Source organism: Pseudomonas sp. B21-009, from assembly GCF_024749345.1.
Taxonomy (GTDB): Bacteria; Pseudomonadota; Gammaproteobacteria; order Pseudomonadales; family Pseudomonadaceae; genus Aquipseudomonas.
In genome coordinates this window covers 951,307-975,875 of sequence record NZ_CP087199.1, presented here as the reverse complement: position 1 = coordinate 975,875, position 24,569 = coordinate 951,307, and the positions used below count along the sequence as shown (strand labels likewise).

The 24,569-nt window shown below is 59.8% G+C and carries 26 protein-coding genes, 1 tRNA gene and 2 pseudogenes; 10 read left to right on the top strand and 19 right to left on the bottom strand.

Going from position 1 to position 24,569, the window contains the following annotated elements; genetic code table 11:
* Positions 1-10 precede the first annotated feature (10 nt).
* Entirely contained in the window at positions 11-1,060 is a 1,050-nt protein-coding gene (queA, locus tag LOY34_RS04420) for a tRNA preQ1(34) S-adenosylmethionine ribosyltransferase-isomerase QueA (protein WP_045196183.1), read from the bottom strand.
* A 108-nt stretch (positions 1,061-1,168) separates the two neighbouring features.
* Between queA and LOY34_RS04415 the strand changes: the two genes are divergently transcribed.
* From LOY34_RS04415 to LOY34_RS04405, 3 genes are all read left to right on the top strand, one after another.
* Positions 1,169-1,253: transfer RNA gene (locus LOY34_RS04415), tRNA-Leu, on the top strand.
* A gap of 164 nt (positions 1,254-1,417) precedes the next feature.
* Entirely contained in the window at positions 1,418-2,659 is a 1,242-nt protein-coding gene (locus LOY34_RS04410; protein WP_258596503.1) for a tyrosine-type recombinase/integrase, read from the top strand.
* Positions 2,660-2,903: 244 nt separating this feature from the next.
* Positions 2,904-3,353 (top strand): hypothetical protein, encoded by a 450-nt coding sequence (locus tag LOY34_RS04405; protein ID WP_258665166.1) that lies wholly within the window; start codon positions 2,904-2,906, stop codon positions 3,351-3,353.
* Here LOY34_RS04405 and tnpC read toward each other — a convergent pair.
* The 9 genes and pseudogenes from tnpC to sodC form a co-directional block, all read right to left on the bottom strand.
* Positions 3,249-3,981, bottom strand: a pseudogene (gene tnpC / locus LOY34_RS04400) (IS66 family transposase); the annotation flags it as partial. The gene LOY34_RS04405 and the pseudogene tnpC sit on opposite strands and share 105 nt — an antisense overlap.
* A gap of 398 nt (positions 3,982-4,379) precedes the next feature.
* Positions 4,380-4,739 carry a hypothetical protein gene (locus LOY34_RS04395; protein ID WP_095190026.1) on the bottom strand — a complete coding sequence of 120 codons (360 nt, stop codon included), beginning with the start codon at positions 4,737-4,739 and terminating at the stop codon, positions 4,380-4,382.
* The gene (locus LOY34_RS04390; protein WP_258609456.1) at positions 4,736-4,957 is read right to left on the bottom strand and encodes a hypothetical protein; all 222 of its coding nucleotides are present in this window, start codon (positions 4,955-4,957) and stop codon (positions 4,736-4,738) included. The genes LOY34_RS04395 and LOY34_RS04390 overlap by 4 nt, the downstream gene beginning before the upstream one ends.
* A gap of 102 nt (positions 4,958-5,059) precedes the next feature.
* Positions 5,060-5,686, bottom strand: a complete 627-nt coding sequence (locus LOY34_RS04385) for a hypothetical protein (RefSeq protein WP_258596496.1) — start codon at positions 5,684-5,686, stop codon at positions 5,060-5,062.
* Between the two features lie 185 nt (positions 5,687-5,871).
* Positions 5,872-6,279 carry a hypothetical protein gene (locus LOY34_RS04380; protein WP_258596494.1) on the bottom strand — a complete coding sequence of 136 codons (408 nt, stop codon included), beginning with the start codon at positions 6,277-6,279 and terminating at the stop codon, positions 5,872-5,874.
* 196 nt (positions 6,280-6,475) lie between these two features.
* On the bottom strand, positions 6,476-6,709 hold the full coding sequence (locus LOY34_RS04375) for a hypothetical protein (protein WP_258596492.1): 234 nt from the start codon (positions 6,707-6,709) through the stop codon (positions 6,476-6,478).
* Between the two features lie 840 nt (positions 6,710-7,549).
* Positions 7,550-8,224, bottom strand: coding sequence for a site-specific integrase (locus LOY34_RS04370; protein ID WP_258596490.1), 675 nt, complete (start codon positions 8,222-8,224; stop codon positions 7,550-7,552).
* Between the two features lie 1,164 nt (positions 8,225-9,388).
* A complete protein-coding gene (locus LOY34_RS04365; protein ID WP_045196588.1) occupies positions 9,389-9,694 on the bottom strand; it encodes a HigA family addiction module antitoxin in 306 nt (101 codons plus the stop codon).
* 72 nt (positions 9,695-9,766) lie between these two features.
* A complete protein-coding gene (gene sodC / locus LOY34_RS04360; protein WP_093388085.1) occupies positions 9,767-10,279 on the bottom strand; it encodes a superoxide dismutase family protein in 513 nt (170 codons plus the stop codon).
* A 138-nt stretch (positions 10,280-10,417) separates the two neighbouring features.
* Here sodC and LOY34_RS04355 point away from each other — a divergent pair, with 138 nt between their 5' ends.
* From LOY34_RS04355 to LOY34_RS04340, 4 genes are all read left to right on the top strand, one after another.
* Positions 10,418-10,894 (top strand): GNAT family N-acetyltransferase, encoded by a 477-nt coding sequence (locus LOY34_RS04355; protein ID WP_195885704.1) that lies wholly within the window; start codon positions 10,418-10,420, stop codon positions 10,892-10,894.
* Positions 10,895-10,970: 76 nt separating this feature from the next.
* Positions 10,971-11,849: a bestrophin family protein gene (locus tag LOY34_RS04350; protein ID WP_195885703.1), complete on the top strand. Its 879-nt coding sequence runs from the start codon at positions 10,971-10,973 to the stop codon at positions 11,847-11,849.
* Between the two features lie 392 nt (positions 11,850-12,241).
* Positions 12,242-12,478 (top strand): hypothetical protein, encoded by a 237-nt coding sequence (locus tag LOY34_RS04345; protein WP_195885702.1) that lies wholly within the window; start codon positions 12,242-12,244, stop codon positions 12,476-12,478.
* Positions 12,479-12,754: 276 nt separating this feature from the next.
* Complete coding sequence (locus tag LOY34_RS04340) at positions 12,755-13,420, top strand: hypothetical protein (protein ID WP_195885701.1); 666 nt, start codon at positions 12,755-12,757, stop codon at positions 13,418-13,420.
* 14 nt (positions 13,421-13,434) lie between these two features.
* Here LOY34_RS04340 and phnE read toward each other — a convergent pair whose 3' ends face one another.
* The 4 genes and pseudogenes from phnE to LOY34_RS04320 form a co-directional block, all read right to left on the bottom strand.
* Positions 13,435-14,202, bottom strand: coding sequence for a phosphonate ABC transporter, permease protein PhnE (gene phnE / locus LOY34_RS04335; RefSeq protein ID WP_093388070.1), 768 nt, complete (start codon positions 14,200-14,202; stop codon positions 13,435-13,437).
* Complete coding sequence (locus tag LOY34_RS04330; RefSeq protein ID WP_195885700.1) at positions 14,199-15,026, bottom strand: ABC transporter permease; 828 nt, start codon at positions 15,024-15,026, stop codon at positions 14,199-14,201. Before LOY34_RS04330 ends, phnE begins: the two co-directional genes overlap by 4 nt.
* 253 nt (positions 15,027-15,279) lie before the next feature.
* Positions 15,280-15,814 (bottom strand): annotated as a pseudogene (locus tag LOY34_RS04325) (phosphonate ABC transporter ATP-binding protein); the annotation flags it as partial.
* Entirely contained in the window at positions 15,811-16,665 is an 855-nt protein-coding gene (locus tag LOY34_RS04320; RefSeq protein ID WP_195885699.1) for a putative selenate ABC transporter substrate-binding protein, read from the bottom strand. The gene LOY34_RS04320 and the pseudogene LOY34_RS04325, both read right to left, overlap by 4 nt.
* Positions 16,666-16,786: 121 nt before the next feature.
* Between LOY34_RS04320 and selD the strand changes: the two genes are divergently transcribed.
* A complete protein-coding gene (gene selD / locus LOY34_RS04315; protein WP_045196165.1) occupies positions 16,787-17,821 on the top strand; it encodes a selenide, water dikinase SelD in 1,035 nt (344 codons plus the stop codon).
* Positions 17,821-18,924 (top strand): tRNA 2-selenouridine(34) synthase MnmH, encoded by a 1,104-nt coding sequence (gene mnmH / locus LOY34_RS04310; protein WP_195885698.1) that lies wholly within the window; start codon positions 17,821-17,823, stop codon positions 18,922-18,924. Before selD ends, mnmH begins: the two co-directional genes overlap by 1 nt.
* Before the next feature lie 2 nt (positions 18,925-18,926).
* On the opposite strand, the gene LOY34_RS04305 is transcribed toward mnmH, so the two are convergent.
* Together LOY34_RS04305 and LOY34_RS04300 are read right to left on the bottom strand one after the other, a co-directional pair.
* Positions 18,927-19,310 (bottom strand): lysozyme inhibitor LprI family protein, encoded by a 384-nt coding sequence (locus LOY34_RS04305; RefSeq protein ID WP_093388055.1) that lies wholly within the window; start codon positions 19,308-19,310, stop codon positions 18,927-18,929.
* Positions 19,307-20,278, bottom strand: coding sequence for a LysR family transcriptional regulator (locus LOY34_RS04300; protein ID WP_258664311.1), 972 nt, complete (start codon positions 20,276-20,278; stop codon positions 19,307-19,309). The genes LOY34_RS04305 and LOY34_RS04300 overlap by 4 nt, the downstream gene beginning before the upstream one ends.
* Before the next feature lie 88 nt (positions 20,279-20,366).
* Here LOY34_RS04300 and LOY34_RS04295 point away from each other — a divergent pair, with 88 nt between their 5' ends.
* On the top strand, positions 20,367-20,849 hold the full coding sequence (locus LOY34_RS04295; RefSeq protein WP_045196159.1) for a DMT family transporter: 483 nt from the start codon (positions 20,367-20,369) through the stop codon (positions 20,847-20,849).
* On the opposite strand, the gene LOY34_RS04290 is transcribed toward LOY34_RS04295, so the two are convergent.
* The 3 genes from LOY34_RS04290 to LOY34_RS04280 all read right to left on the bottom strand — a co-directional run bounded on the left by LOY34_RS04290 (position 20,846) and on the right by LOY34_RS04280 (position 24,520).
* Positions 20,846-21,400, bottom strand: a complete 555-nt coding sequence (locus LOY34_RS04290) for a hypothetical protein (protein ID WP_195885696.1) — start codon at positions 21,398-21,400, stop codon at positions 20,846-20,848. The two genes, LOY34_RS04295 and LOY34_RS04290, sit on opposite strands and share 4 nt — an antisense overlap.
* On the bottom strand, positions 21,400-21,927 hold the full coding sequence (locus tag LOY34_RS04285; protein ID WP_052676506.1) for a hypothetical protein: 528 nt from the start codon (positions 21,925-21,927) through the stop codon (positions 21,400-21,402). The genes LOY34_RS04290 and LOY34_RS04285 overlap by 1 nt, the downstream gene beginning before the upstream one ends.
* A 73-nt stretch (positions 21,928-22,000) precedes the next feature.
* Entirely contained in the window at positions 22,001-24,520 is a 2,520-nt protein-coding gene (locus LOY34_RS04280; protein ID WP_258664310.1) for a TonB-dependent receptor, read from the bottom strand.
* Positions 24,521-24,569: the final 49 nt, after the last annotated feature.

Below are 24,569 nucleotides of genomic sequence, written 5' to 3'. Positions count from 1 at the left end.
CAGGTGCGACTCATGCTTGATCCTCGGGGCCGCGTGGCGCCGGATTGCGGGTGATGAACATGGCATCACCGTAACTGAAGAAGCGGTACCCGTGTTCGACCGCCGCCGCGTAGGCAGCCATGGTCTCGGGGTAACCGGCGAAGGCCGAAACCAGCATCAGCAGCGTGGATTCAGGCAAATGGAAGTTGGTCACCAGGGCATCGACCACATGGAACGGCCGGCCCGGGAAGATGAAGATATCGGTATCGCCACTGAAGGCCTTGAGCTCGCCATCACGGGCGGCGCTTTCCAGCGAACGCACGCTGGTGGTGCCCACGGCAACCACGCGCCCGCCACGGGCCCGGCAAGCAGCCACGGCGTCAACCACATCCTGGCTGACCTCCAGCCACTCTTTATGCATGTGGTGATCTTCGATGCGCTCGACCCGCACCGGCTGGAAGGTACCAGCACCTACATGCAGAGTGACAAAGGCGGTTTCCACACCCTTGGCGGCGATTTTGGCCAGCAGTTCTTCGTCGAAGTGCAGGCCGGCGGTTGGCGCGGCCACGGCGCCAGCGCGCTCGGCGTACACCGTCTGGTAGCGCTCGCGGTCGGCGCCTTCATCCGGACGGTCGATATACGGCGGCAGCGGCATGTGGCCAACGCGATCAAGCAGCGGCAGCACCTCCTCGGCAAAACGCAGCTCGAACAGCGCATCGTGACGGGCGAACATCTCGGCCTCGCCACCGCCATCGATGAGAATCTGCGTGCCAGGCTTGGGCGCCTTGCTCGAACGCACGTGGGCCAGTACCCGGTGGCTGTCGAGCACGCGCTCGACGAGGATTTCCAGCTTGCCGCCGCTGGCCTTCTGGCCGAACAGACGCGCCGGAATCACCCGGGTATTGTTGAACACCATCAGATCGCCCGGGCGCAGATGCTCGAGCAGGTCGGTGAACTGGCGATGCGCCAGTGCCCCGCTCGGCCCGTCCAGGGTCAACAGCCGGCTGCTATGGCGCTGCGCCAGCGGATGGCGAGCGATCAGGGAATCAGGGAGCTCAAAGGAGAAATCGGCGACGCGCATGATGGTGTTCGGTTCGACAGGGCCGGAAAGTTTAGCCGAAACCGTGAAAATTGACCATGAAAGCTGATTGACCAACGGTAGGCGCCTCTCTATACTTCGCCGCCACAAGCCCTGATGGCGGAATTGGTAGACGCGGCGGATTCAAAATCCGTTTTCGAAAGGAGTGGGAGTTCGAGTCTCCCTCGGGGCACCAAACAGCAGTATCTGAGAGTCTCTAACAGCCTCTCAGACCCAAAGAAACCGGCCACTTGGCCGGTTTTTTTGTGCCTATCTATCTACCCCTGTCTCCCCCTATCCGTTGTATCCCTGTATCCCTGCTTGTATCCTGAGAAAAATACCGAACTTTGGGATACAAGGATGAAGCGCGCAGACATCAAGCGCCGCCCTCTCGCTGACACGACACTTGCGGGATTGGAGCCGGAATCAAAGGAGTACCGCGAGCTGGACGGCAGCGGCCTCTACTTCAGGGTTAAACCTGATGGCGGTAAGTCCTGGCAGCTTCGCTATAAACGTCCGACGGGCAACTGGGCCTGGATGGGACTTGGAGGCTATCCGGAGGTAAGTGGTGCGTTGGCACGAGACAAAGCTGCCGAACTGCGCAAGGTAGTGAGTAGCGGCGCCGATCCTCTCGAACAGAAGCGATCCGCCAAAGCAGCCATTGATGCAGCCAAGACACGCACCTTCAGAGCTGCTGCTGATGCCTGGCTCAAGGCAAAAGAAGAGAAGGGTCTTGCCCCTTCCACCCTCAATAAAATCCGTACCTATCTCGACAAAGACATTCTCCCTGCCTTGGGAGACAAACCTCTCGATGAGATCACTCGCACCGATTGCGCCGAACTCCAAGCCTCTATCGAAGCCCGAGACGCACACAACGTAGCGGAAAAATGCCGCACCTGGATCAATCAGATTTTCGGGAGAGCCATCGGTTTAGGCCTTACGGAAAACGACCCGGGAAGCCGTCTTAGGGATATCGCAGCACAGGCCCCTAAGACTCAACAACACCCGCATTTACTAGAACCAGAGTTAGGTTACTTTCTTACTGCACTGAAGAACACCCCAAGTAGGCTGACGGCCCGAACCGCTGCTTGGCTTTGCATCTGGACTGCCTCACGACCAGGCATGGTTCGCCTAGCCGAATGGAAAGAGTTCGACCTCGACAAAGCAACTTGGACGACACCAGCCGCAAAGATGAAGATGCGCAGAGACTTTGTGTGCCCACTACCACATCAAGCAGTTTCAGCCTTAAAAGAACTTCATTGCCTGACTGGCCGTAGTCGTTGGCTGTTTCCCGGAGTCGGCGCCAAAAACCCAACCATCAGTGAAAATACGATAAACAAAGTCTTCGCCACCATTGGATACAAAGGCCGGCTTGTAGGCCACGGTACTCGACATACTGCAAGCACATTACTTCGAGAGCATGGCTGGCCCAAAGAACATGTTGAAGCCCAACTAGCCCATAAAGAGGAAGGAATTTCAGGGGTGTACAACAAGGCTCAATATCTTGAGCACCGCATAACAATGATGCAGTGGTACGCCGACTACCTAGACGCCCTAGAGCGAGGGAACGTTGTCCAGGGTCAGTTCGACAAAGCCCAATGAAGGTGACTACCCTACCCCCACTCAAAAACCGTGTTACGCGTGTTACTCGTGTAACGACAACACTCAACCACTTGAAATCATTGGTATTTTTTTACGCCACACGTTCTACCCTATGTCCGTACACCTCGTGTAACGCGGCCTCGGCGTGTAACGGCCATTGGACCACCCCCTCCCTGCTGGCCCGGTCCCCAGATTGCGCACCACGCTGGATTGATGCTCCGCTATCGGGGCGTGGGGCAGCCTAATGGACGACTTGAACATTGAAGCTTTGGGACTCGAAATAGCGGGTGTGGACGTGCACTCCCTAATGCGAGATCTAGACGAGATTGAACTCGCTGTCAGTGAGTTAACGCTTTACGGTCAGTTCTATGAGCACTTCAAAGAAGGCTTTGGGCTCATCCAGCATGCCGTGCACTTTTGGCTTGAGGACGGCGCATACAACCAATGCGCGGAGTCGACCATACAGACCATGTTTCGCCAGCGAGACGTCATTGAGGAGCACTTCAGCTTTTCTGAAGCAACCTCATTGCCATTCATCATTAGGCAATTCGTTGGTACAGATCACCCCGCCAGCGATTCACAGCTCACCGTAGGCATACGGATCATGCCCATTCATGCGCGCCGACTGGATCAGACTCATGATAGCAGCCGCCCGTTTGCCACTGCGAAGCGATCCGGCAAACAACCAGTTTGAGCGCCCAAGTGCCCATGGTCTGATCTGGTTCTCCACTTGGTTATTGTCGATGGGTACAGCACCATCGTCCAGGTAGCGCGTTAGCGCTACCCAGCGTTTAAGGCTGTAATCCAGGGCTTTGGCTGTTGCCGATCCGTTGGGCACCAGATCACGCTGGGCCAACATCCAATCATGCAGCGTTTTGATGATCGGGGCTGCCTTTTCCTGGCGTATTCGCCAACGATCCTCAGCGCCTCATGTCCCGAGCCTGGCGTTCAACTTCGTACAAGCCGCCAATCGAGTACAGCGCTTGTTCAGCCAGCTGGCTTTTGTTCGCCACGTGCAGATCGAAAAACTTGCGACGGGCGTGGGCCATGCAGCCAATTTCGGTGATGCCTTTCTCGAAACCGGCTTTGTAGCCAGCGAAATCATCGCATACCAGCTTGCCGCTCCACCGCCCAAGGAAGTTGCGCGCATGCTCGCCTGCACGACTGGGACTGAAGTCATAAACCACAGCCTTGAGCGCCGAAAACGGCGTGGTGCTGTAGGCCCAGACGTAAGCGCGGTGAGTTTTCTTCTCGCCTGGCGCTAGCATCTGAACCGGAGTCTCATCGGCGTGGATCACGCCTTGGGCCAACACTTGTTGCCGACGCAAAAAGCCAGTGAGATCGACCAGCTACTGCCGCATCATTGAATGCCGGGCTGACCTGTGCAAGACGTATTCCCCGTACGCTTACACTCCGGCAGCACGCGACCCGAGTCGCAATGGGTCGACAGGCAGTAACCACTATGGTCGGCAGCAATGTGCTGGGCTATGTCCAAAGTGCTGCGCCGTTGAAAGCGAGCACACACCGGACTCCAACTCCTTCGGATAACGCCGTAAAGGTCAGCCAGCCACTAATGACTGAGTGCACATGCACGATGCCATCTTTGTGCGACCACTACGATATACCAAATGAAATTATCGGCCTTTCATGTGTGCCACCAATATTATTGAATCCCAAACTGAAGTTGGGGGTCAGCATACTGGTGATATATTTTATCCTCCTAACTTGGGAAGCGCCCTTGCGTGTAAGTCCTCCAAAGATTTTCAATAAAACCAATGTCAACTCCATTCTGGAATGCCTGCGCAATCAGGCCCAGATCGTCCGATACATATGCTGCGAGATCAGAGTTTTTAGTTATTTGATAAACCTTCTTGAACGCAGCCTCTCTTATTTCCTTAATTGATACATCTTCAGGCGGGCACGACGAAATTATTTTTTCATAGCTAGTGCTCCATGCAGTATCAAACTCTATGGAATCCCTTGAGTCTAATTCAGCATCCCAATCGGTGTTTTTCCGAAAGACAAGCTCAAGAAAAACACCATCATTTATCTTAGATAAAATCTCACTTGTAGTTGTCATCTTAATCCTGCCTCCTTTAACCAGTTCTCTATTAGGTCTACAGCTTTAACTGGTGTGACGTTTTCACCCAAAACATGAGTACCATTCGGAGAGCGCACATCGACTTTTATGTCATTCAGATCTTTGTAAGCATTCCGATACGCAGCAAAAAGCTCATCATCTGTGCCCTTGAAAGCACCTTGTCGAGGACCAATAATGGGCCGCTCCGCGTCGTGCATTCGCCAGTGATCATGTTCCGCATTAGCCCCTCGAGGGAATAAGGTAGGTCTAGTTTTATCTGATCTGCTAACCTCGAAAGGTCTACCCACAGTTTTCCTCGATCAATCGTCGTACCGCGCGTCAGCCTCACGGGCAAGGGCCATTTGGTGGTCATGGCATGGCCTGCAGATCTCGTACTTGCGGCAACACCCTTCCTCGGGGTCGCGATAGTTGACCCGCTTTTCAACCTGCTGCTTACAGAACTGGCAGATCCCAGGATTATTCACACGAGTATAAAAATGCTCGCTGTGGCCCTCTTCGTCGAACTGAGGGAGTGGGTAACGATCACCTGAGTCGTCGGTGATGTACTCCCCGGTTTCATCCGTCACGATGCGGTGAAATTGCTCACGCGGATGCCCTTTCGGAGTACACCACAGGACACCAGGTCGTTCAGCGAATGGATCAATGTTCGGCGCCTTGTCTACCAGCTCGTCAATGCTGATGGTGTTGGCCTTGGCCCAACGAAAGACAGGCACCCACTCACTGGTTTCGTAGCGGTACGTCCAGAGAGCATCCGGCCAATATGGCAAGCTGAGCAGCGCTTGCTCACTGCAATGCGAAGTCTGGATGTAATGCTCCATGCCGTTCTCGATGAATCCGAGGCTGGCCGAGTCACGCAGATCCAACAGCTCAATAATCTGGCGAGTGGTGTAGTCGCGCTCACTGCGGGGCTCGATACGCTTGTTCATGCCTGCCGTTCTCCATGTTCCTGGGCGCGAGCACCGCGCCACTCTTTACGCCTCGACCCAGCGCGTGGCTGGGCTTGTGGTTTTCCGTTGTTCGTGGAGCTGGTGGTGGACGGGGTGACTTGTCGCCCTGGATGGCAGCAGCCAGCAAGCCCATGGGAGCGGTAGCCGATTGTCCTTTGAACGAATCAGCGGTCCCTACCAACGTCTCCTCGCTGTCTGTCAGGATCAACTACAGGGGCTAGTTCTTTGGCTTTAGCGACGAGAAGCTTGATGTCCTCCTCGGTGTTACCTTCAACCTCTATATCCCCAACCTTCAAACGCAGCTTGCGTCCATTTTTTCTGCCTACCCATGCAACAACCGCAGCTGTAAGAAAAGGCACGATGGCTTGAGTCATCGGAATTATGAATTCACCCGTGAGGCCGCCTGTAGCCCCTACGCTGTCAAATACAGCAAGGCGAGGACTTATAGCAGTCCCCGAAGCGTTTACTGCATCCCTAAACTCACGCAGTTCGCCTTGGTAATCCGCTCCGAAGCTGGCCGCATCATCTTGGGAACGCACTAAACTAATGGAAACTTTCAGAGCTTCATTCATACCCGACTCCTTTCTTATCGTGCCAAGGGAGCGAAAGCGACCCTCTACTACTGACCTTGCCCCACGTTTGACGGCGGGGCTTGGGGGTTCCTGGGCGACCTTTCCCATCGAAACGCCTTCAAAGCCGTTCCAGAAGGCCAGCGCAAGACCGCTTGCGCTGTGGGGATCTGTTCCCCATCCGTTACTTTAACAACTGTCAAACATGCGGGTGTTCACGACCACAGGCATCAATAAGCTGCTGCTTAAAATCTCTGTACTCTTCAAGGCTGATGATTTCCGCATCGGCCAATGTGGAGATGATCCCGAAGGCCACACCGTAGTAGTACCCATCATAAGGCACTCCATCTAACTGGCGCTCAAAACACCCATTTATCAGGCTGTTGATGCGTGGTAACTGCATATTACGAATTGCATTTTTCATCTCATTCATTTTGAAGATTTTTCCTACCCAACTAAGCCGTTCTCATGAACATGGCAGTAACCGCCTAGCAGAGCTACCCATCTGCTGGGTGAATCGATAGCATTCCCCCCTGTAATAATATTTCGGCAGGGATTGCCTTCTACTGTGGCATCTGCACAGTAGACGCAATAAGAAGAACGATGCCAACTGAGGTACTGACTTTTTGTCACACCGTAATATTTAGCGGTGTACTCCACCGGATCACGGGAGTAAGCAACAACGTCTTCGGCGGGCAGCGGGATGGATTTACTTCCATATGGACCTGCATGAGTCGCCTGAAAAGTCACTCCTTTCTCAGCCAGGTCCCCAATAAATAACTCGTTACTCAAAGTAATTTCCTCGTCAATTAACTACTTCAAGAAGGAACGCGTATGAGACTCTCGGCCAGTACGACGCTCAAAATCCTTCCGTTTGGCCACGGCCAACAGGTAGCACTGTGTGCATGCCGCATCAGGCGCTGCAGCCTTGATCGCAGCAGTGGAGCGTAGTACGTAGCATCCACATACGCATTTACAAACCCATCGAGCTTTTCTGTCGGCAGAAATCCCGATTACAACCAGCCGTCCCAGCCGAATGGATGTGAAGTCTTTGAACGAGGGATTCAATAACTGAGCCTTAGTCGGCGCCGTTATCGGTAACGGTAGATCGGAGTCCTGGTCAGTCTCATTCGCCCTGAACTCAAACGACTCACCGCCTGAAATCACCCGAGCGGCAGTAGCATCAACTGGTATTTCGTTCCCTAATTTCAACTCTGATTCCTCGCGTTTTGCTATCCATGGCATTCAAACGTAAAAAGAGTCGTCGATATCACTATGCCAGCGCAAGTTCAAATGCACGCCGAACTGCCTGCATATCCACCGTTAGGTAAGGCTTGCTGTGATCCAAGCATGCATGCCCTAGCATGGTCTGCACTATCTCGACATCGCCGGTGGCGGCCAAGATTTTTGCAGCAAGCGAGCGCCTGCCACTATGCGAGGAGCCCTGTTTGATACCCGCTTGTCGGTATAACCTGCTGATAGTTTGCTGCAATGAATCACAGGCTTGGTACACCTCCGGCCCGCTGTCCAGCTGGCGATGTTTGAATGCCAGTTCAAAGGCTTGCCCTTTGTGTGTCATGACCAGCTTTGAGCCTGGCCGGAATCCTCGATACTCATCTATGCCTGAAAGCCCCCAGCGGCGCCGAGCGCGCACGCCAAACCACGCATCAAGCGCGGCAAGGCATCGAGCATGAGTCAGATACACGTTTCGCGGCCGACAGCCTTTGGTGATGTCTGCGCGCAAGTAGACCTCGGGCTTGATAGCACCGCTGGCATACAGCACGTCGCCAATCTCCAGCAAAGCCAACTCGGTGACACGAATGCCGGTGGTATGCGTGAGCCACAACAACATCACATCACGCTCCGGCATGCGGCCAGTGACAGAGGCTACGCGGATCAGGTGTTTGAATTGTCCAGGACGAAGGGATGCAGCACGGTGAGGATTCATAGGGGTGGGCTCTCTGTCAGGATTAGACGGGAATCAGGATCAATCCAAAGAGAGTTGGCAGCAGGCCTCCAGCAAAGCCTACCACCAGTGATTTCGCAATGTTCACGGAAAACTCGGGCTAAAGACGTTACACAGTTCGCTATCGTTACACCGCACACTCTGCGCGATACAAAACGGTGTGACCTTGTTTTTTCACAACAAAATCAATAACTTGCTTATAAACGTCACACCTGAAACACCAGTTACACGTCTTTTAAGATGTCCACCCCGCCCCCCATCGGCAATGAGCACCATCAGCGAAGAGATTCCAGCAGGAGCCGGGGGACCCTGAGCAAATGAGACACATACGGGGTCGGAAACCCGCGGGACTTTGTTAGCACCAGGGTGCCCAGCTTAGTGAACAGGTGAATCGGGTGAACACACCCGTCTGGGTGGTGAACCCAATCAATTATTCTCCTGGCTACTGACCCATCTCCTCGGGGACCGTCAACCTCGTCAACTGTCAACCATCGTCAACCGACCAGCCTCTAGCAAGACGGCGAGGGTTTCCGACCCCGTGCCCTTCAGATAGTCCCAGGGGCCCCGGCGGCATTTTGGCGACTGATTGCTTTCTGCCATCCTCCAGCTAACCTCCATCCCTGCTGGTTATCGCGCACCTCAGCCAGCACAACAGACATGGTTAAAAATGTGAGTCATTACCGATCCGACACACGGAAGCGAGGACTAGCAAATGCAATCATTTATCGTGAACAGAAACGTTCAACCCAACGGCGACTACGAAGTGCACAACACGACGACTGGATGCACATTCATGCCGCTGCTGGAGAATCAGGTATCACTCGGAAATCACCTATCCTGTACCGGTGCTGTTAGCGCCGCACGAGGGGCAAATCCCACACTACGAATTAATGGTTGCTACTATTGCTGCAACCCTTGCCACACCAGCTAGGTTCTCCAAGGAAAGCACAGCGGGGTTTACAGGTCGTTTATGCCCAGATCTAGGATTGTGCAGTCATAGGCCCAAGCAAGCTGTATCCCCGCGTGTATCCCTAACTATATAATCCGGCTGTAGGCTGCGGATTATATGGAATACTCCAGTCTCCCTCGGGGCACCAAACGCAAAAAGAAACCGACCCCAGGGTCGGTTTTTTTGTGCCCGGCAATTCAAGCACAAGCCACCAGGCGCCGCACTTGCCGGTGGATCTCATCGCCGTGATTCAACTCGGCCGTGCGCAGGTCAAACGCCGTCTGCAGGTTGAGCCAGAACTCCGGCGTAGTGTCCAGGCAAGTGGCGAGGCGCAAGGCCATGTCTGCCGAAACGCCGCGACGCCGAGAAAGAACCGCATTTATCGCAGAGGCAGACACGCCCAACGCGCGAGCCAAAGCGGCGACACTAACACCCAACTCACTCTGAAAATCTTCGCGCAGGACTTCCCCTGGGTGTACCGGACGCATGGCGTTTTTGCAGATCATGATGCACCTCAGTGAAAGTCCGTTATTGCAACACGTGCAGGCCTAGCACATTGCGCAGTGGATAGCCCTTTATTGCACCACCCCACACGCAATCCGCGCCCCACCACCACCCAACGCCTGCGGGTGATCGCTGTGGTTATCGCCGCCGCCATGCACCATCAGCGCATGGCCCTTGAACTCGTCGGCCTTCAGGCGTGGGGCCAGGACCGGGTAGCGGGCGGTGCCGTCGGCGCTGACATACAGGGCGGGCAAGTCGCCCTTGTGCCCGGCATCGTCGTACGGACCCAGGTGTTTTTTACTCTGCTGCGGGTCCCAATGCCCGCCCGCAGAACCTGCCGGCGTGGTCTTGCCGTCGGCGGTGGCCGGTGCGCAGGAGGGGTTTTCGTGCAGGTGAAAGCCGTGTACGCCCGGCGGCAAGTCGCGCAGGTCAGGCGTGAGCAAAGTGCCGTACTTATTCTGCTCAAGGGTAATGGTACCGACCGGTTTGGCGCTGCCGTCGGCGCCCACCAGGGCCATTTCCACGGTCTGGGCCTGAGCCAGGCCCGCTGTTGCCAGGGCGGCGGTGAACAGAAGTGCTTTCATGATGTTGCTCCTTGTGGGTCGATGCAGCCGAAGGGCACCTTATCAAGGTGGACCCTGGCGCAGCGTGGGGATTCCATTACCAGCTTTGTCGAAGTGTGTAGGATCACTGTTCCCCTCATTTGCTGATCGAGTCGCGCCATGCAATTGACCCACCGCCCCGTCCAGCCTCAGGACATCGCTGCCATCTGCTGCTTCCCCCAAGGCCCTGACGAGCTGTTCTACATGTTCCCCAAAGCTGCGTACCCGCTGACACCCGCGCAATTGAGCGAGGCCATCGCCCAGCGCAGCGGCTCCACTGTGGTCGAGGGCGACGGTACGCTGCTGGCCTTTGCCAACTTCTACAAGGCCGAGCACGGCGGCGTGTGCGCCCTCGGCAATGTGGTGGTGGCCCCCGCCGCGCGCGGTCATGGCGTGGCGCGTTTTCTGGTGCAGAGCATGATCGAGCTGGCTCGCAGCCAGTTCGAAGCGCGCGAGGTGCAGGTGTCGTGTTTCAACAGCAATGCCGCCGGGCTGCTGCTTTATCCACAGCTGGGCTTTGAGCCTTTTGCCATCGTCGAACGTGAGGGCCCCGGCAATACACGGGTCGCATTGGTGCAGATGAAGCAGGCGCTGTAGCCGATCGATGAGCTGGAACGAACCTTGAGCGTGCGAGGGCGTCCGATCTTGTGCATTCGCCGTTCGAGGTTCACCTGTGAAAGACGCCATTGCCCGCAAATACCGCCTGATCGTCAAAACCCTCGGCTACGTCGGTTGGTCGCTGTTCTGGCTGCTGATCTGGGACGTGCTGGTAACCATCGATTTCATGCTGTTCTTCAACAGCAAGTTCACCCTGCCCCTGATGCCACTGACCCTGCTCGGTTCAGCGCTGGTGGTGCTGGTGAGCTTTCGCAACAGCAGCGCCTACAACCGCTGGTGGGAAGCGCGCACCTTGTGGGGCGGGTTGGTAAATAGTTCACGCAGTTTCGCACGCCAGGTGCTGACGCTGATCGATGATTTGGATGACGGCGTCAATCCGATCAAGACGACGTTGCTGCGCCGCCATATCGCCTATGTGAACTGCCTGGCCGCACACCTTCGCGGCGAACCGTGCCCGGATGAACTGATGGCCTTCATCCCGCCCGAAGAATTCGCCCGGCGCAGCCGCTCGAACAACTTCGCCAACGACATCCTCACCGGCTCTGCGGCGCTGCTAACCCGCGAATACAAGGCCGGGCGCCTGGACAGCATTCGCCTGGCGCGGCTGGAATCGACCCTGGTCGACCTGTCCAACAGCCAGGGCGGCATGGAGCGCATCGCCAACACACCGCTGCCCTACCCTTACGTGTATTTCCCGCGGCTGTTTATTTCGCTGTTCTGTTTGATCGTACCGATCGGGCTGGTCGAATCGCTGGGCTGGTTTACCCCGCTGGCGTCGACCGTGGTGGGGTTTATGCTGCTGGCCATCGAGCGCATCGGCACGGATTTGCAGAGCCCGTTCCGGATCAGTGAGCATCAGATTCAGATGGATAGCATCTGTGAAACCATCGAACGGAACCTGGAATCAATGCAGCGGGATGCGCAGTGCCTGTAGGAGCGGGCTTGCCCCGCGATCAATCCTGCAGCCGCCATCATGCGCAAGTTGCACTGGCCCCATCGCGGGGCAAGCCCGCTCCCACTAGTCCGGTGTGAATACCGCTGTTTCGCTGTTTCGTGTAGTCCATTTCCCAAGCATAATCCCCAGGCACTTCAGTTGTTGCGCCTGCGTCGCTAGCTGCCTAGTCTTGGCCGGTCGTTGCCAAATCAACGACCGGTTTTGACAGACCGTTTCACACTTAGGCGCTACAGCTGTCGATATGGCAGCTGTACGTGGGGCACATTCGTGTGCGCCGGGTTCCTAAGTCCCTGGTCTGTCAACCCGCGTACAGCTGCCACCCTTTCGTTTGACAGCGGCAGGTGGTAGCTCCGATGACTTAGGAGTTGACCATGCTGAAAATAGTCCCCGATCCCCCGCTTCTCCCCACCGATTCCCCTCATTGCCTTGAAGACATCCTCGTACAGGCCGGCGAGCATCTGACTTGTGCTTTGGCTGTTGGCCAGCAAGCGGTGTTGATGCATCCCGATTTGCATGGACAGGCGCTGGTGCGTACTGCCCTGCACGAGATGGAAGCTGCGCGCTGGCGAGTTGAACAGGCACTGGCCTGCGTTCCGGTAGCCCACTGATAGCAAGCGCTTCGCGTTCGATCGCTGGCAAGGCCAGCTCACGCAGGGTTCGGCGAACACAGGTCCACTGTGGGGGGCCGGCCTTGCCGGCGATTGGCGGCGCAGCCGACTCGAGGATCACTCCATGTGCACTGAAACAGTCGGCCCTGCAAGCCTTACCAGGTTGTCCGCGAGACTGGGTTTGCAGCAAGCCGAGAACACATCCGCCAAAACCCAGTGATGATTTCCCCGGCGCGGCCGTTATCCTCAAGGTAAGCCCCTGCCCATGAGGTAACGATGTTTCAACAATGGAGCGAAATGCTGCAGCTCTACAAACGCAGCCGTCCGAACTATTGGCACGCCATCCGCAACAATCCGCTGGCCCCGCACCTGTTGCCGACCTGGCTGGTGGTGCTGGCAACCATTCTGGTGGTCAGCGCCTCGTTCAGCGTGCAACAGCACCCCCTAGGCCCGGTCACGGTGATGCTCAGCACCAGCCTGTGCATGTGGGCGATGTTGCTGGCCCGTGAGTACTTTGTCGCCGAGCAGTTCAAAAGCCTGTATCAACGCCACGCCATCGCCAGCCAGCCGCTGCTGCAGCGCGACAGCTACCTGCGCTACGCGCATTTCCTGCAGATGCTTGAGCAGAACGCTGTCAGTGCAGCCCAGGCTGGCGAGATCGCGGCGTTTGCGAAGATCTCCGAAAACCCGCCCAAGTCGTTGAACCTGACCCAGAACGCGATGTTCGTGGCGATCATCACCTTCCTCGCCACCATCGCCGCCGAGAAGGCCAAGCTCACCGAGCTGTGGGCGTTCGGCAAAGGCAACCTGGTCATCCTGTTGACCTTCGCCGTGTTGCTGGTGCTGTGGTTCGGCTTGATGGTGGTGCGTGATCACCTGCACTACAAGGAGCGGATCATCCGCTACCTGGAATGGGCCAGCCATGATCTGCCCAAGCCCTGATCATCCTGCGGCTTTCACGCCCGCACAAAGCGCTGCCGGAGCACATCGCTCAAGGCATCGACCAGCAACACCAGCACCAGCATGGCGATGATCACCGTGCTGGCCCGGGCTTCCTGGAACAGGCTCAGGGTGGTGTAGAGCATCTGCCCCAGGCCGCCGGCACCGACAAAACCCAGCACGCTGGCCATGCGGATGTTGTTTTCCCAGCGGTACAGGCTGTAGGCAAGCATCTGCGGCCAGAGGTTAGGCAAGGTGCCGAAGCAGAATGCAGTGACCTGGCTGCCGCCTTGCAGACGAATGGCCGCAGCCGGCTCTGGCGGGGCGTTTTCCAGTGCCTCGGCGAACAGCCGGCCGAGAACACCTGAGGTGTGCAAAGCCAGGGCCAGGGTCCCGGCATTGGGCCCAAGGCCCGCGGCCAGGACAGTCAAGGCCGCCCACACCAGCTCTGGTATCGCGCGCAGGGCGTTAAGCAGCAGGCGCGCAACGCCTTGCAGCGGCCAGCCGAACCGCCCGGCGGCAGGCAAGGCCAGCATCAGCCCGAGCACCACCGCTAGCAAAGTACCCAGGCCCGACATGGCCAGGGTTTCCAATGCGCCCTTGGCGACCGCCCGCAGGTGCTCGGGGCTCAGGTCGGGGCTGAGGAAGCGCAGCGCATAAGCGCCCATCTGCCCTAACCCGCCGTTGCCAAACAGCGCCTGCAGATCAAGACTTAAGTAAGCGAACGAAGCTGCCACCGCCGCCACCAGTGCCAGCACCAGCGCGGTATTGATCAGCACTCTCATGCCAACCTCCCGCGCAGCAGGCGGCTGAGCTGGTCGGCCAGCCATACCAGCAACAGAAATGTCAGCAGCATGCTCGCCACCTCGGCGCCGGCGAACATGCGCATGGAGAGGTCGATCTGCTGGCCGAGCCCCCCTGCACCGACAAAACCCATCACCACCGAGGCACGGATCGCACACTCCCAGCGGTACACCGTATAAGACACCAGCTCCGCCGCCGCAGTCGGCAGGATGCCGTAGCAGAACGCGCTCAAGCGGCTGCTGCCGGTCTGCAACAAGGCATGCGCCGGGCGCTGGTCGACCGATTCGAAAATCTCGGCATAGACCTTGCCAAGCATGCCGCTGTAGGTGATGGCGATGGCCAGCACCCCGGCGGTCGGGCCCAGGCCCACGGCACGCACGAACAGCAGCGCCCAGACGATCTCCGGCACGCTGCGCAAAAAGATCAACAGGCCGCGCACCGGCAGACGCAGGGTGCGCGACCAGAAGCCCAGGCGACCGCCACGGGAAGCGGCGCGCAACGACAGCGCCCGGCTGGCCAGCAGGCTGGCCGGGATCGCCAGCAGCAACGCCAGGGTCATGCCGGCGGTGGCTACGGCCAGGGTTTGCAAGGTGGCCTCAAGCAGCAGCCGAAGAAAGTCCGCTTCATGGGCTGGCGGCCAGAAGGCGCTGACAAAATTACCCATCTCCCGGCGGTTATCGGCCTGCAGAAGCACCCCAGGGTTGAGCTCGCTGAGGCGGATACCCGGCCACAGCAAGGCTATCGTCAGCAGCGCCAGCAACAGCCTGGGCAACGCCGCCGGGTCACGGCGATCGGCCTTCAGCATCGGGGAATCTGCAGGTTCAAGGCCGGCAGCGGTAACGCCGGCGGCAGCAGTTGCTCGTTGGCATACAAGGCATCGAGCATGGCGCTGGACACCTCGCTCGCCGGGCGGTCAAAGACGATGCGCCCCTCGCGAATACCGATAACCCGCGCAAAATGCGCCAGCGCCAGCTCTACCGCATGCAGGCTGGCGATCAGGGTCACGCGGCGTTCGCTGGCATGCTGGTTGAGGGTTTTCAGGCTGTGTTCGGCGAGCACCGGGTCCATCGCCGAGACCGGTTCGTCAGCCAGCAAAATCTGCGGTTGCTGGTACAACGCGCGGGCAATGCCGACCCGCTGCAACTGGCCACCGGACAATTGCCCGCACTGGACAAAAATCTTCTCGGCCATGCCAAGGGTCGTCAGCACCTCACGCACACCGGCGACATCCGTCGGGTGCAGCAGGTTGAGCAGCCCGCGCAAGGTGCTCCACTGTCCCAGGCGCCCGGCCAGCACTGCAGTTACCACCCGCTGGCGTGGTGGCAACGGCGGCGTCTGGTGGATCAGGGCGATGCGCGCGCGCAGGCGCTGAAGCGCAGCGGCCGACAAGCGCCAGGGTGTCACGCCGAGCAGCTCTACGTTGCCGGTACTGGGCGCGATGGCCGTGCCCAGCAGTTGCAGCAAGCTCGACTTGCCCGCGCCCGACGGGCCGATGATCGCCACCCGCTCGCCGACGCCAACCTGCAGGTCGATGCCGTGCAGCGCCTGGACCTGGCCGTGGCGCAGGCTGGCGCCGCGCAAACGGATGGTCATTTCAGCAAGTCGGCGGCGCGCGCGGCCTCTTCGATGCCCTTGTAGTTATCCGGGCTGGTTTCGATGAAGCGGCTCGCAGCCTGCAGGTCGAGGATGGCTTTGTCGTCAGGTTTGGCCGGATCAAGGTCGAGGAAGGCCTGCTTGATCCTGGCTTTGAGTGCCGGCTCGAGGCTGCCGCGCACGGTCCAGTTGTAGTCGTAGTAGCTTGGGGTGGTGGCGAACACCTTGACCTTGTTGGTATCGACCTTGCCTGCGGCCACCAGTTTGTCCCAGACGCTGGCGTTGAGCACGCCGGCGTCGACCTTGCCGGCCTGGACCCAGGCGGCAGTGGCGTCGTGGGCACCGGAATAGGCAACGCGGCTGAAGTAACTCTCCGGCTTGATGTTGTCATTCTTGAGCATGAAGTAGCGCGGCATCAGGCTGCCCGAGGTGGACGAAACAGAACCGAAGGCAAAGGTCTTGCCCTTGAGGTCGGCAAGGCTCTTCACATCAGGATTGGCAGTGATGAATTTGCTGGTGAACTTGGCATCCTGTTCGCGCTGCACCAAAGGCGTAGCGGTCGGGTCCTTGAGATGTACCTGGACGAACGTAAAGCCGCCGAGCCAGGCCAGATCCAGGCGATCGGTGGCCAGCGCCTCGACCACCGCCGGGTAGTCGGCCACCGGCACAAACTGGACCTTCATCCCCAGCTTCTGCTCCAGGTACTCGCCCAATGGCTTGAACTTGCGCAGCAGTTCGGTCGGCGCTTCGTCAGGGATGGCACTGACTCGCAGTATGTCGGCCGCCATGGCCAGGTAGGACGAGCACGACAATACCAGGCCGGCAAACAGCGCCAGGGGACGTTTGAGCATGGGGATTCTCCGGTTCAATAGCGGGGAAAGGGCCACACGGGCCACTCCGGAAATTATAAGAGGCATCGGCGTAAAGACCAGCTTTGCTACACTCGGGCCTTCACGAATTTTCGAGGTGCGTATGAGCGAGCCGATTCGCCTGACCCAGTACAGCCATGGCGCCGGCTGTGGCTGCAAGATCTCTCCGAAGATGCTCGAGGTGATCCTCGCCGAAAGCGGCACCCAGGCCCTGGACCCCAAGCTCTGGGTCGGCAACGCCTCGCGCGACGACGCAGCCGTCTATGCCCTCGATGACGAACGCGGTGTGGTTTCGACCACTGACTTTTTCATGCCCATCGTCGATGACCCCTATGACTTCGGCCGCATCGCCGCCACCAACGCCATCAGCGACATCTACGCCATGGGCGGTGACCCGCTGATGGCCATCGCCATTCTTGGCTGGCCGGTCAACGTGCTGGCCCCGGAAGTGGCCCGTGAAGTGATCCGTGGCGGCCGCGCCGTCTGCGCCGAGGCCGGTATTCCGCTCGCCGGGGGCCACTCCATCGATGCCCCCGAGCCGATCTTCGGCCTGGCCGTGACCGGCGTGGTGCAAAAGCGCCACATGAAGCGCAACGATACCGCCACCGTCGGTTGTCGCCTGTACCTGACCAAGCCGCTGGGCATCGGTATCCTCACCACCGCCGAGAAAAAAGCCAAGCTGCGCGACCAGGACAAGGGCCTGGCCCGCGACTGGATGTGCACTTTGAATACCCCGGGCAGCCGCTTCGGCAAGCTGGCCGGGGTCAAGGCCATGACCGACGTCACCGGCTTCGGCCTGCTCGGCCACCTGGTGGAACTGGCCGACGGCAGCGGCCTCAGCGCCCGCCTGAACTACAGCGCGGTGCCCCGCCTGCCGAGCGTTGAGCACTACCTGAGTGAGGGCTGCGTTCCGGGCGGCACCCTGCGCAACTTCGACAGCTATGGCGAAAAAATCGCCGCGCTGAGCGACGAGCAAAAGCACCTTCTGTGCGACCCGCAAACCAGCGGCGGCCTGCTGGTGGCGGTGGCGCCAGAGGGTGAAGCGGAGTTTCTCGCCGTGGCCGGCGAACTGGGCCTGAACCTGGCGCCAATCGGCGAGCTGGTCGAGCGACAGAGCCATGCAGTTGAGGTGCTTTGATGCGCGACAACTGCACCGACTACCGCCAGCTGTTTCTTAACGATGTAGCCATGATGGACATGCGCGCCCCGGTCGAATTCGGCAAGGGCGCCTTCCCCCACGTGATCAACCTGCCGCTGATGAACGACCTTGAACGGCAGAAGGTCGGCACCTGCTACAAGCAGCAGGGCCAGCAGGCCGCCATCGACCTCGGCCATCAACTGGTCAGCGGCCCGCTCAAGGAACAACGCATTGCCGCCTGGGCGGCCTTCGCCCGGGCCAACCCCGAGGGTTACCTCTACTGCTTTCGCGGCGGCCTGCGCTCGCAGATCGCCCAGCAGTGGCTCAAGGCTGAAGCCGGTATCCACTACCCCAAGGTGGTCGGCGGCTACAAGGCGATGCGCAACTTCCTGCTGCATACCACCCAGCAAGCGGTAACCGACTGTGACTTCGTGCTGATCGGCGGCCTCACCGGCACCGGCAAGACCGAGGTGCTGCAAACGCTGGACAATGCGCTTGATCTGGAAGGCCACGCCAATCACCGCGGCTCAAGCTTCGGCAAACGCGCTACCGGCCAGCCGGCACAGATCGACTTCGAGAACCAGCTGGCCATCGACGTACTGAAAAAACGCGCACGCGGCGTCGAGCAATTTGTACTCGAAGATGAGGGCCGCATCGTCGGCAGTTGCACCCTCCCGCTGGAGCTTTACCAGGGCATGCAGCACTACCCGCTGGTGTGGCTGGAAGACAGCTTTGACAACCGGGTCGAGCGGATTCTGCGCGATTACGTGATCGACCTGAGCGCCGAGTTCGTTGCCTTGCACGGAGATGAAAACGGCCTGCCGCAGTTTGCCGAACGCCTGACCCAAAGCATGGCTAACATCCTCAAGCGCCTCGGCGGCGAGCGTTATCAGCGGCTGTCGGCGTTACTCGAGCAAGCGCTGCAAGAGCAGCTTCACACGGGTGAGGTGGACCTGCACCGAGCCTGGATCAGCGGCCTGCTCAACGAGTACTACGACCCGATGTACGCCTACCAGCGCCAGAGCAAGGCCGAGCGTATCGAGTTTGCCGGCGACCAGCGCGAAGTGCGCGAGTACCTGCGTGCTCGCGCCCCCCGGCGCTGACCTCAAGGCTGCAGCAAGGCCTGCAGTTCATCGGCGCGGTCGCGGGTACTGCCGAGGATGCAACCGGCACCATTGAGCTGATCCATGGTGCCGCCGGTGAGGCTGTAATACAGGTTGCAGTTGGCGTCGCGGTACTTGATCCAGGCCCGCTGGGCTTCACGCAGCTGGGTTTGCTGCGGCCCTTCGAGGCCGGCCATGGCCTTTTTGTAGGCACTGTTGAGGCGGCTGTCCTGGCGTTTGATCTCGGCGCCGTTGCAGTTGTTCATGGCCAGGGTGGATTCGGCGGTTTTCATGCAGGCGCTGTAGGCCTGTGAGTATTCGTCCTGGGCCTGGGCTATTGAAGAACAACAGACCAACAGGCCGACAAGCAAAAATGGATGTTTCATTCTGCGAACTCCTTCTTGGGTGGGAGCGGCGGTGCGACGCCTCGACTCGCCCCGCGATCAGGCCGGCCATATTGACACACCTGCATCACCTTCTCGCGCAACCAGCGATGCCCCGCCTCCCCTTCGCGGCGCTGATGCCAGGCCTGCTGGAAGGCAAAGGGCTTGATTGCCAATGGTGGCGCAAACCTGCGCAGGCGTGAATCCAGCGCACCGCTGTCCAGGCTGCGGCGGGCCACGGTCAGGATCAGGTCGGTGCCGGCAATCACTTCCTGGGCCGCGGTCCAATGGGGCAAGGCCAGCGCCACCCGGCGCCGGGCACCGATGCCCTGGAGCGCCAGGTCAATCTCGTTGTCGATACCCGGACGCACTGCCACCAGCACATGCGGCCGTGCCAGCCACGCATCCAGGCTCAGGCCGCCCCGCACAGGCAAACTGCTGCGATCGGCGATGCAGGTGAAGGACTCTTCAAACAGCGTCTGCGCCCGCAGCTCCTCGGCCATTTGCGGAAACACCGCCAGAGCCAGGTCGGCCTCGCCGTCGAACAGCTGGCCGAGCATGGCCTCACGGCTGCCCTGGGTGACAATCAGATCGATCCCCGGCGCCTCTTCGCGCAACATGCGCATCAAGCCGGGCAACACTACCCGCGCGCCGTAATCAGACATCGCCAGACGAAAACTGCGCTGCGCCCGACGCGGGTCGAAACCGGGGCTGCCGAGCAAGCCGTCGAGCTGCTCCAGCGCCTGCTGCAAAGGCTCGATCAGGGCCTGGGCGCGCGCCGTGGCGTGCAGACGACCACCGCGACGCACCAGCAACGGATCACCGAACAGCTCACGCAGTTGCGCCAGGGCATGGCTGACCGCCGGCTGGCTACGATGCAGGCGCAAGGCCGCGCGCGAGACATGCTGCTCGGCCAGCAGCGCGTGCAGGGTCAACAGCAGGTTGAGGTCGATCCGGCGCAGATCATCCATCAGACGAATAACTCCTGTGCAGCATTCGAATTTCCATTATTGGGATGGATAGCAAAGACTTTGGCAAGCCACTTTTGAGAGCCATGCCATGAACCTGCCCGCTATCACCGCCACCTTGCTGCCCCTGACCATCGCCCTGCTGGCCGGCGCCGCCGTGCCCTTCCAGGCCGGCAGCAACGCAGCGCTCGGCCGCCTGCTCGGGCACCCGTTGTGGGCGTCGCTGGTGTCGCTGGCGGTGAGTGTGCTGATGGTGATCCCGGCATTACTGGTTTTGCGCGCGCCGCTGCCGCAACTCAATGCCTTGGCCCAAGCGCCCTGGTGGGCCTGGTTGGGCGGCGTTGCCGGGGTTGCCTACATCACCGCCGCACTGGTGCTGACGCCAAGGCTGGGCGCCGCCGGCTTCATCGTTTGCGTAATTGCCGGGCAGGTGCTGTCGTCGTTGATCATCGACCAATGGGGCCTGATGGGTTTGCCCGAACGCCCGGTCAACGGCCTGCGCCTGGCCGGGGTCGGGCTGATCGTGGTCGGCATGCTGGTAGTGCAGTGGGGAACCTCGGCGTCCGCCCGCTAGATGGCGTCCTTGTCGATCTCGATCGGTGGCGGCGGCGGTTCGATCACTTTCTTTATCTGAAAGTGCAGGCTGGGGGTCTGGATGGCGTAGACGATGACAATGTTCAATACGATTGCCAGGCCGCCATCCAGCCAATTCCAACCGGGTAGCTGCGCGCCCTTGAGCCCCTGCCGACACCACCAGGCCTGCATGACGCAGAAAAAGCTGATCGACAGCAACCAGAGGTAATAACCCGGGCCAAAACCGGTTACGTCGAGAAAGCTGTAGCTGTGATTGTCGGGCAGGCGCTCCACCATCAAGGCACTGAGGCCCAGGTACAGGGCGCCGAGGCCAAGCACCAGGGCCAGCCAGCGCCAGCGCCGGTGCACAAGGATCGCCAGCCCCAGCAACGGGTTGGCAAACCAGCCGTAGATCTGCATGACGATGCCCCAAGGCCCGAGCAACAGCACCTGCAGGGCATGCAAAGAGCCATCGGCCGACAGGTGGATGGCCTTGCAACTCAGGCTCAGCAGGTACAGCGCCAGGGTGATCGCAACGTAAAAGCGGGCCATCAATTGCCTCCACATTCAATGCACGAGGTTGGCTCGGGGGCCGAGCGAAACGGCACTTTACTCCAGGGCGTGAAGGCCAGCGGCACGGTCAACACGATGCCGGCGACCAGCCCCCAGGCCGGCCAACCCAGCAGCGGCACCTTGCTGCTGTCCGCAGGTTCGTGGCGGTAACGCCACTGGCCGAGAATGAACACCAGCATCGCCAGCAGCCACACGTAGTAACCGATCAGCAGCCCCGGTCCGTTGGCCGAATCAGGCACCGGGGTCAAGCCGAGCCAGCCCAGCGGCACCATCAGGCCACTGAGCGCCAACGCCGCGCAGCCCAGGTACAGGGCTACCTGCGGCTTGGTACGGTGCATCACCAGGGCGGCGAAATACAGGGGGTTGGCAAACCAGAAGGACCCGTTCAACACCCCCAGGGCCAGGGCGTGCATGCCGCGCATTACATCGTGCTCACGGGCGCAGGCCTGGAGGAACAGGCTGGTGAGGTAGCAGGCCAGGCTTAAGGTCAGATAATTGAACGGCACCAGGCAATCCTTGCTGGTAAAAGAGCGCGCGACAATAGCGCAGACCGGTGGCCTGCGCAAAGTCGCCCGGCGCTTAGTAGGTGCCGCGCAGGGTCAGCATGAAGTTGCGGGGGTCGCCGTAGTAGTTGCCATAGGTGGAGGTTCCCACGGTCTGGTAGTACTTCTTGTCGAACAGGTTGTTGCCGTTGAGGGTCAGGTCCCAGTGCTCGTCGACCTTGTACTCGACCAGAGCACTCCAGGTCGCATACCCCCCTTGGGTGAAGTCGAACGGCACATCACGCTCGGCGATTGAACCATCGCCATTGAAACGGTTGGTGGTGCCGGATACGTAAGTCGCACTCTGCGCCTGCACGCCGCCACCAACCTTGAAGTCCTGCAGCACACCCGGCAGCCGGTAAGTGGTGTAGAGCTTGAACAGGTGCTTGGGCATCACCGTGCTCAGCGAGGTATTGGCACTGCGGTTGCGATTGAGGTTGAAGGTATAGCCACCGATCAGCATCCAGTCCGGGAGCAGTTCCCCCGACGCTTCGATATCGATGCCCTTGCTGACCACTTCACCGTTGTCCAGGTAGCAGCAGCTGCCGGCAAACAGATTGCTCGCCGAGGTGAAGCGCGGGTCACGCACCGCTTCGTTTTCACGGGTGGTGTAGTACAAGGCAATGTTGGTGTTCAACGCGCCGTCGAACAGCTCGCCCTTGAGGCCGGTCTCGTAGGTCTTGCCGGTCATCGGCTGCAACGGGCTGCCCGGTTGCGGGCCGGCCAGCTTGTTGGCCTGTGGCTTGTAGATCTGCGAGTAGCTGGCGTAGGCCGACCACTGGTCATCAAGGTCATAGACCACGCCTCCAAACGGCGTGAGCTTGGTGCCGATGCGCTGGTCGACTTGCGAAGCCACGTTCCATTGCTCGCCGGTGCGGGTCTGGTACATCTGCTCGAAGTGGTAACGCTGGGCGCGGGCACCGAGGATCAGGTGCAGCGGTTCGGCCAGTTGCAGGCGCAGGCTGGAGTAAAGGCCGTACTGACGCTGGGCGTTGGGGTTGTAGTCGCGGCTGTAGTCGGTGTGGTTGGCAGGCTCCGGCCAGGGCGTGGCGTCGGGGTCGAAGACATTCACCGGCCCGCCAAAGCCGGGATGTGGCGCGGTGCCCAGCCAGCGGCTGTCGATGCGCTGGTAGTCAGCCCCCAGTATCAGCTGGTGATCCAGGCCAAAAGCCTGGAAATTGCCGGCCAGGTTGACGTCGTACAGGTGCTGTTCGTTTTCCTGGCGGCTCTGGGTACCGTACCAGGTCACGCCGCTGCCGCTGATCGGGTCAACCGCATTGAGGGTCGACGCGGTCTTGAACCAGGACACATCCCAGATGTTGGTGTACGACAGGTTGAGTTTCCAGTCGTCGTTGAAGCGATGGTCGACCTTGGCGAAATACTCGCGCGCCGTGGTGTCGGTGAATGCCCAGGACTGGGTCAGGCCGGTGTGCCGTGGCAGGCCCAGATCGGCACCATTGCTGTAGCGCGGCACAGCGGCGTTGGTGCCGTTCTCATGGGACTTGTTGTAGCGCACGCCGAAGGTGAGCATGGTGTCATCGCTCACGTCGGCTTCCATCACGCCGTACACCAGCGGCTTTTCCGTGCTGCGCTTGTCGATGAAGTACTGGCGGTCGGTGTTGGCCACCACCAGGCGCCCACGCAAGCGGCCGTCCCAGCCCATGGGCCCGGTGATGTCGAGTTCCTGGCGATAGTTGTCCCAGCTGCCGGCCGACAGGCTCAGTTTGAGCTGGTTCTCGGACATCGGCCGCTTGCGCACCATGTTGATGATCCCGCCCGGGTCGCCCGAGCCGCCGAACAAGGCCCCGCTACCACGCAACACCTCGACGTGGTCGAACTCGGCCAGGTCGAAGATGTTCGACGAATAGAACGAGCCCATGGCCGTGCCCAGCGCCTGCGGGGCGGCGCCATCGATCTGCAGGTTCTGGATGGAAAAACCGCGAGAGATGAAATCCTGGATGCGGAAAGTCGTGCTCTGGGTAATCACTCCCGGTGTCGCCTTCATCGCTTCGTTGATGTCGGTGAGCTGCTGGTCTTCGATCAGCTGACGGGTGATCACCGCCACCGACTGCGGCGTTTCGCGCAGGCTGGTCGGTGACTTGGAGCCTACGCTGATCAGCCCCGGGGCATAGGAGCCGGTATTTTCCGTACTTTCGCCCATGCCCTGGCCGGCCACCGTGGTGACCCCCAGTTCCAGCACCTGGGCTGCCGGTGCAGCGGCTTGCGGTAGCAACACATAACCGTTGTCACCCTGGGCAATACGGTAGCCGCTGCCCTCGAGCAAGCGGGCAAAACCGTCTTCAAGGGCGAAGCTACCCTGCAGGCCGGCTGTGTTACGCCCCGCCAAATCAGCCGGATCGAAGGCCAGGGCGACGCCGGCTTGCTGGGCGAAGCGGTTGAGCGCTGTGCTCAGCGCACCGGCAGGCACGTCGAAGCGCTGTTGTTGACCCTGGGCCATTGCTGGCACAGCGACTGCAGTCAGCAGCAGGCCGCTGCAGGCCAGCTGTACACAGAGCGCCAGAGGGCTCAAAACGGGGCGGCCAGTAAATCGGCGCATGGTGAAAAGGCTCCTTGTTTAATCATGTTGGCTTCTAGAAGGACGGGCC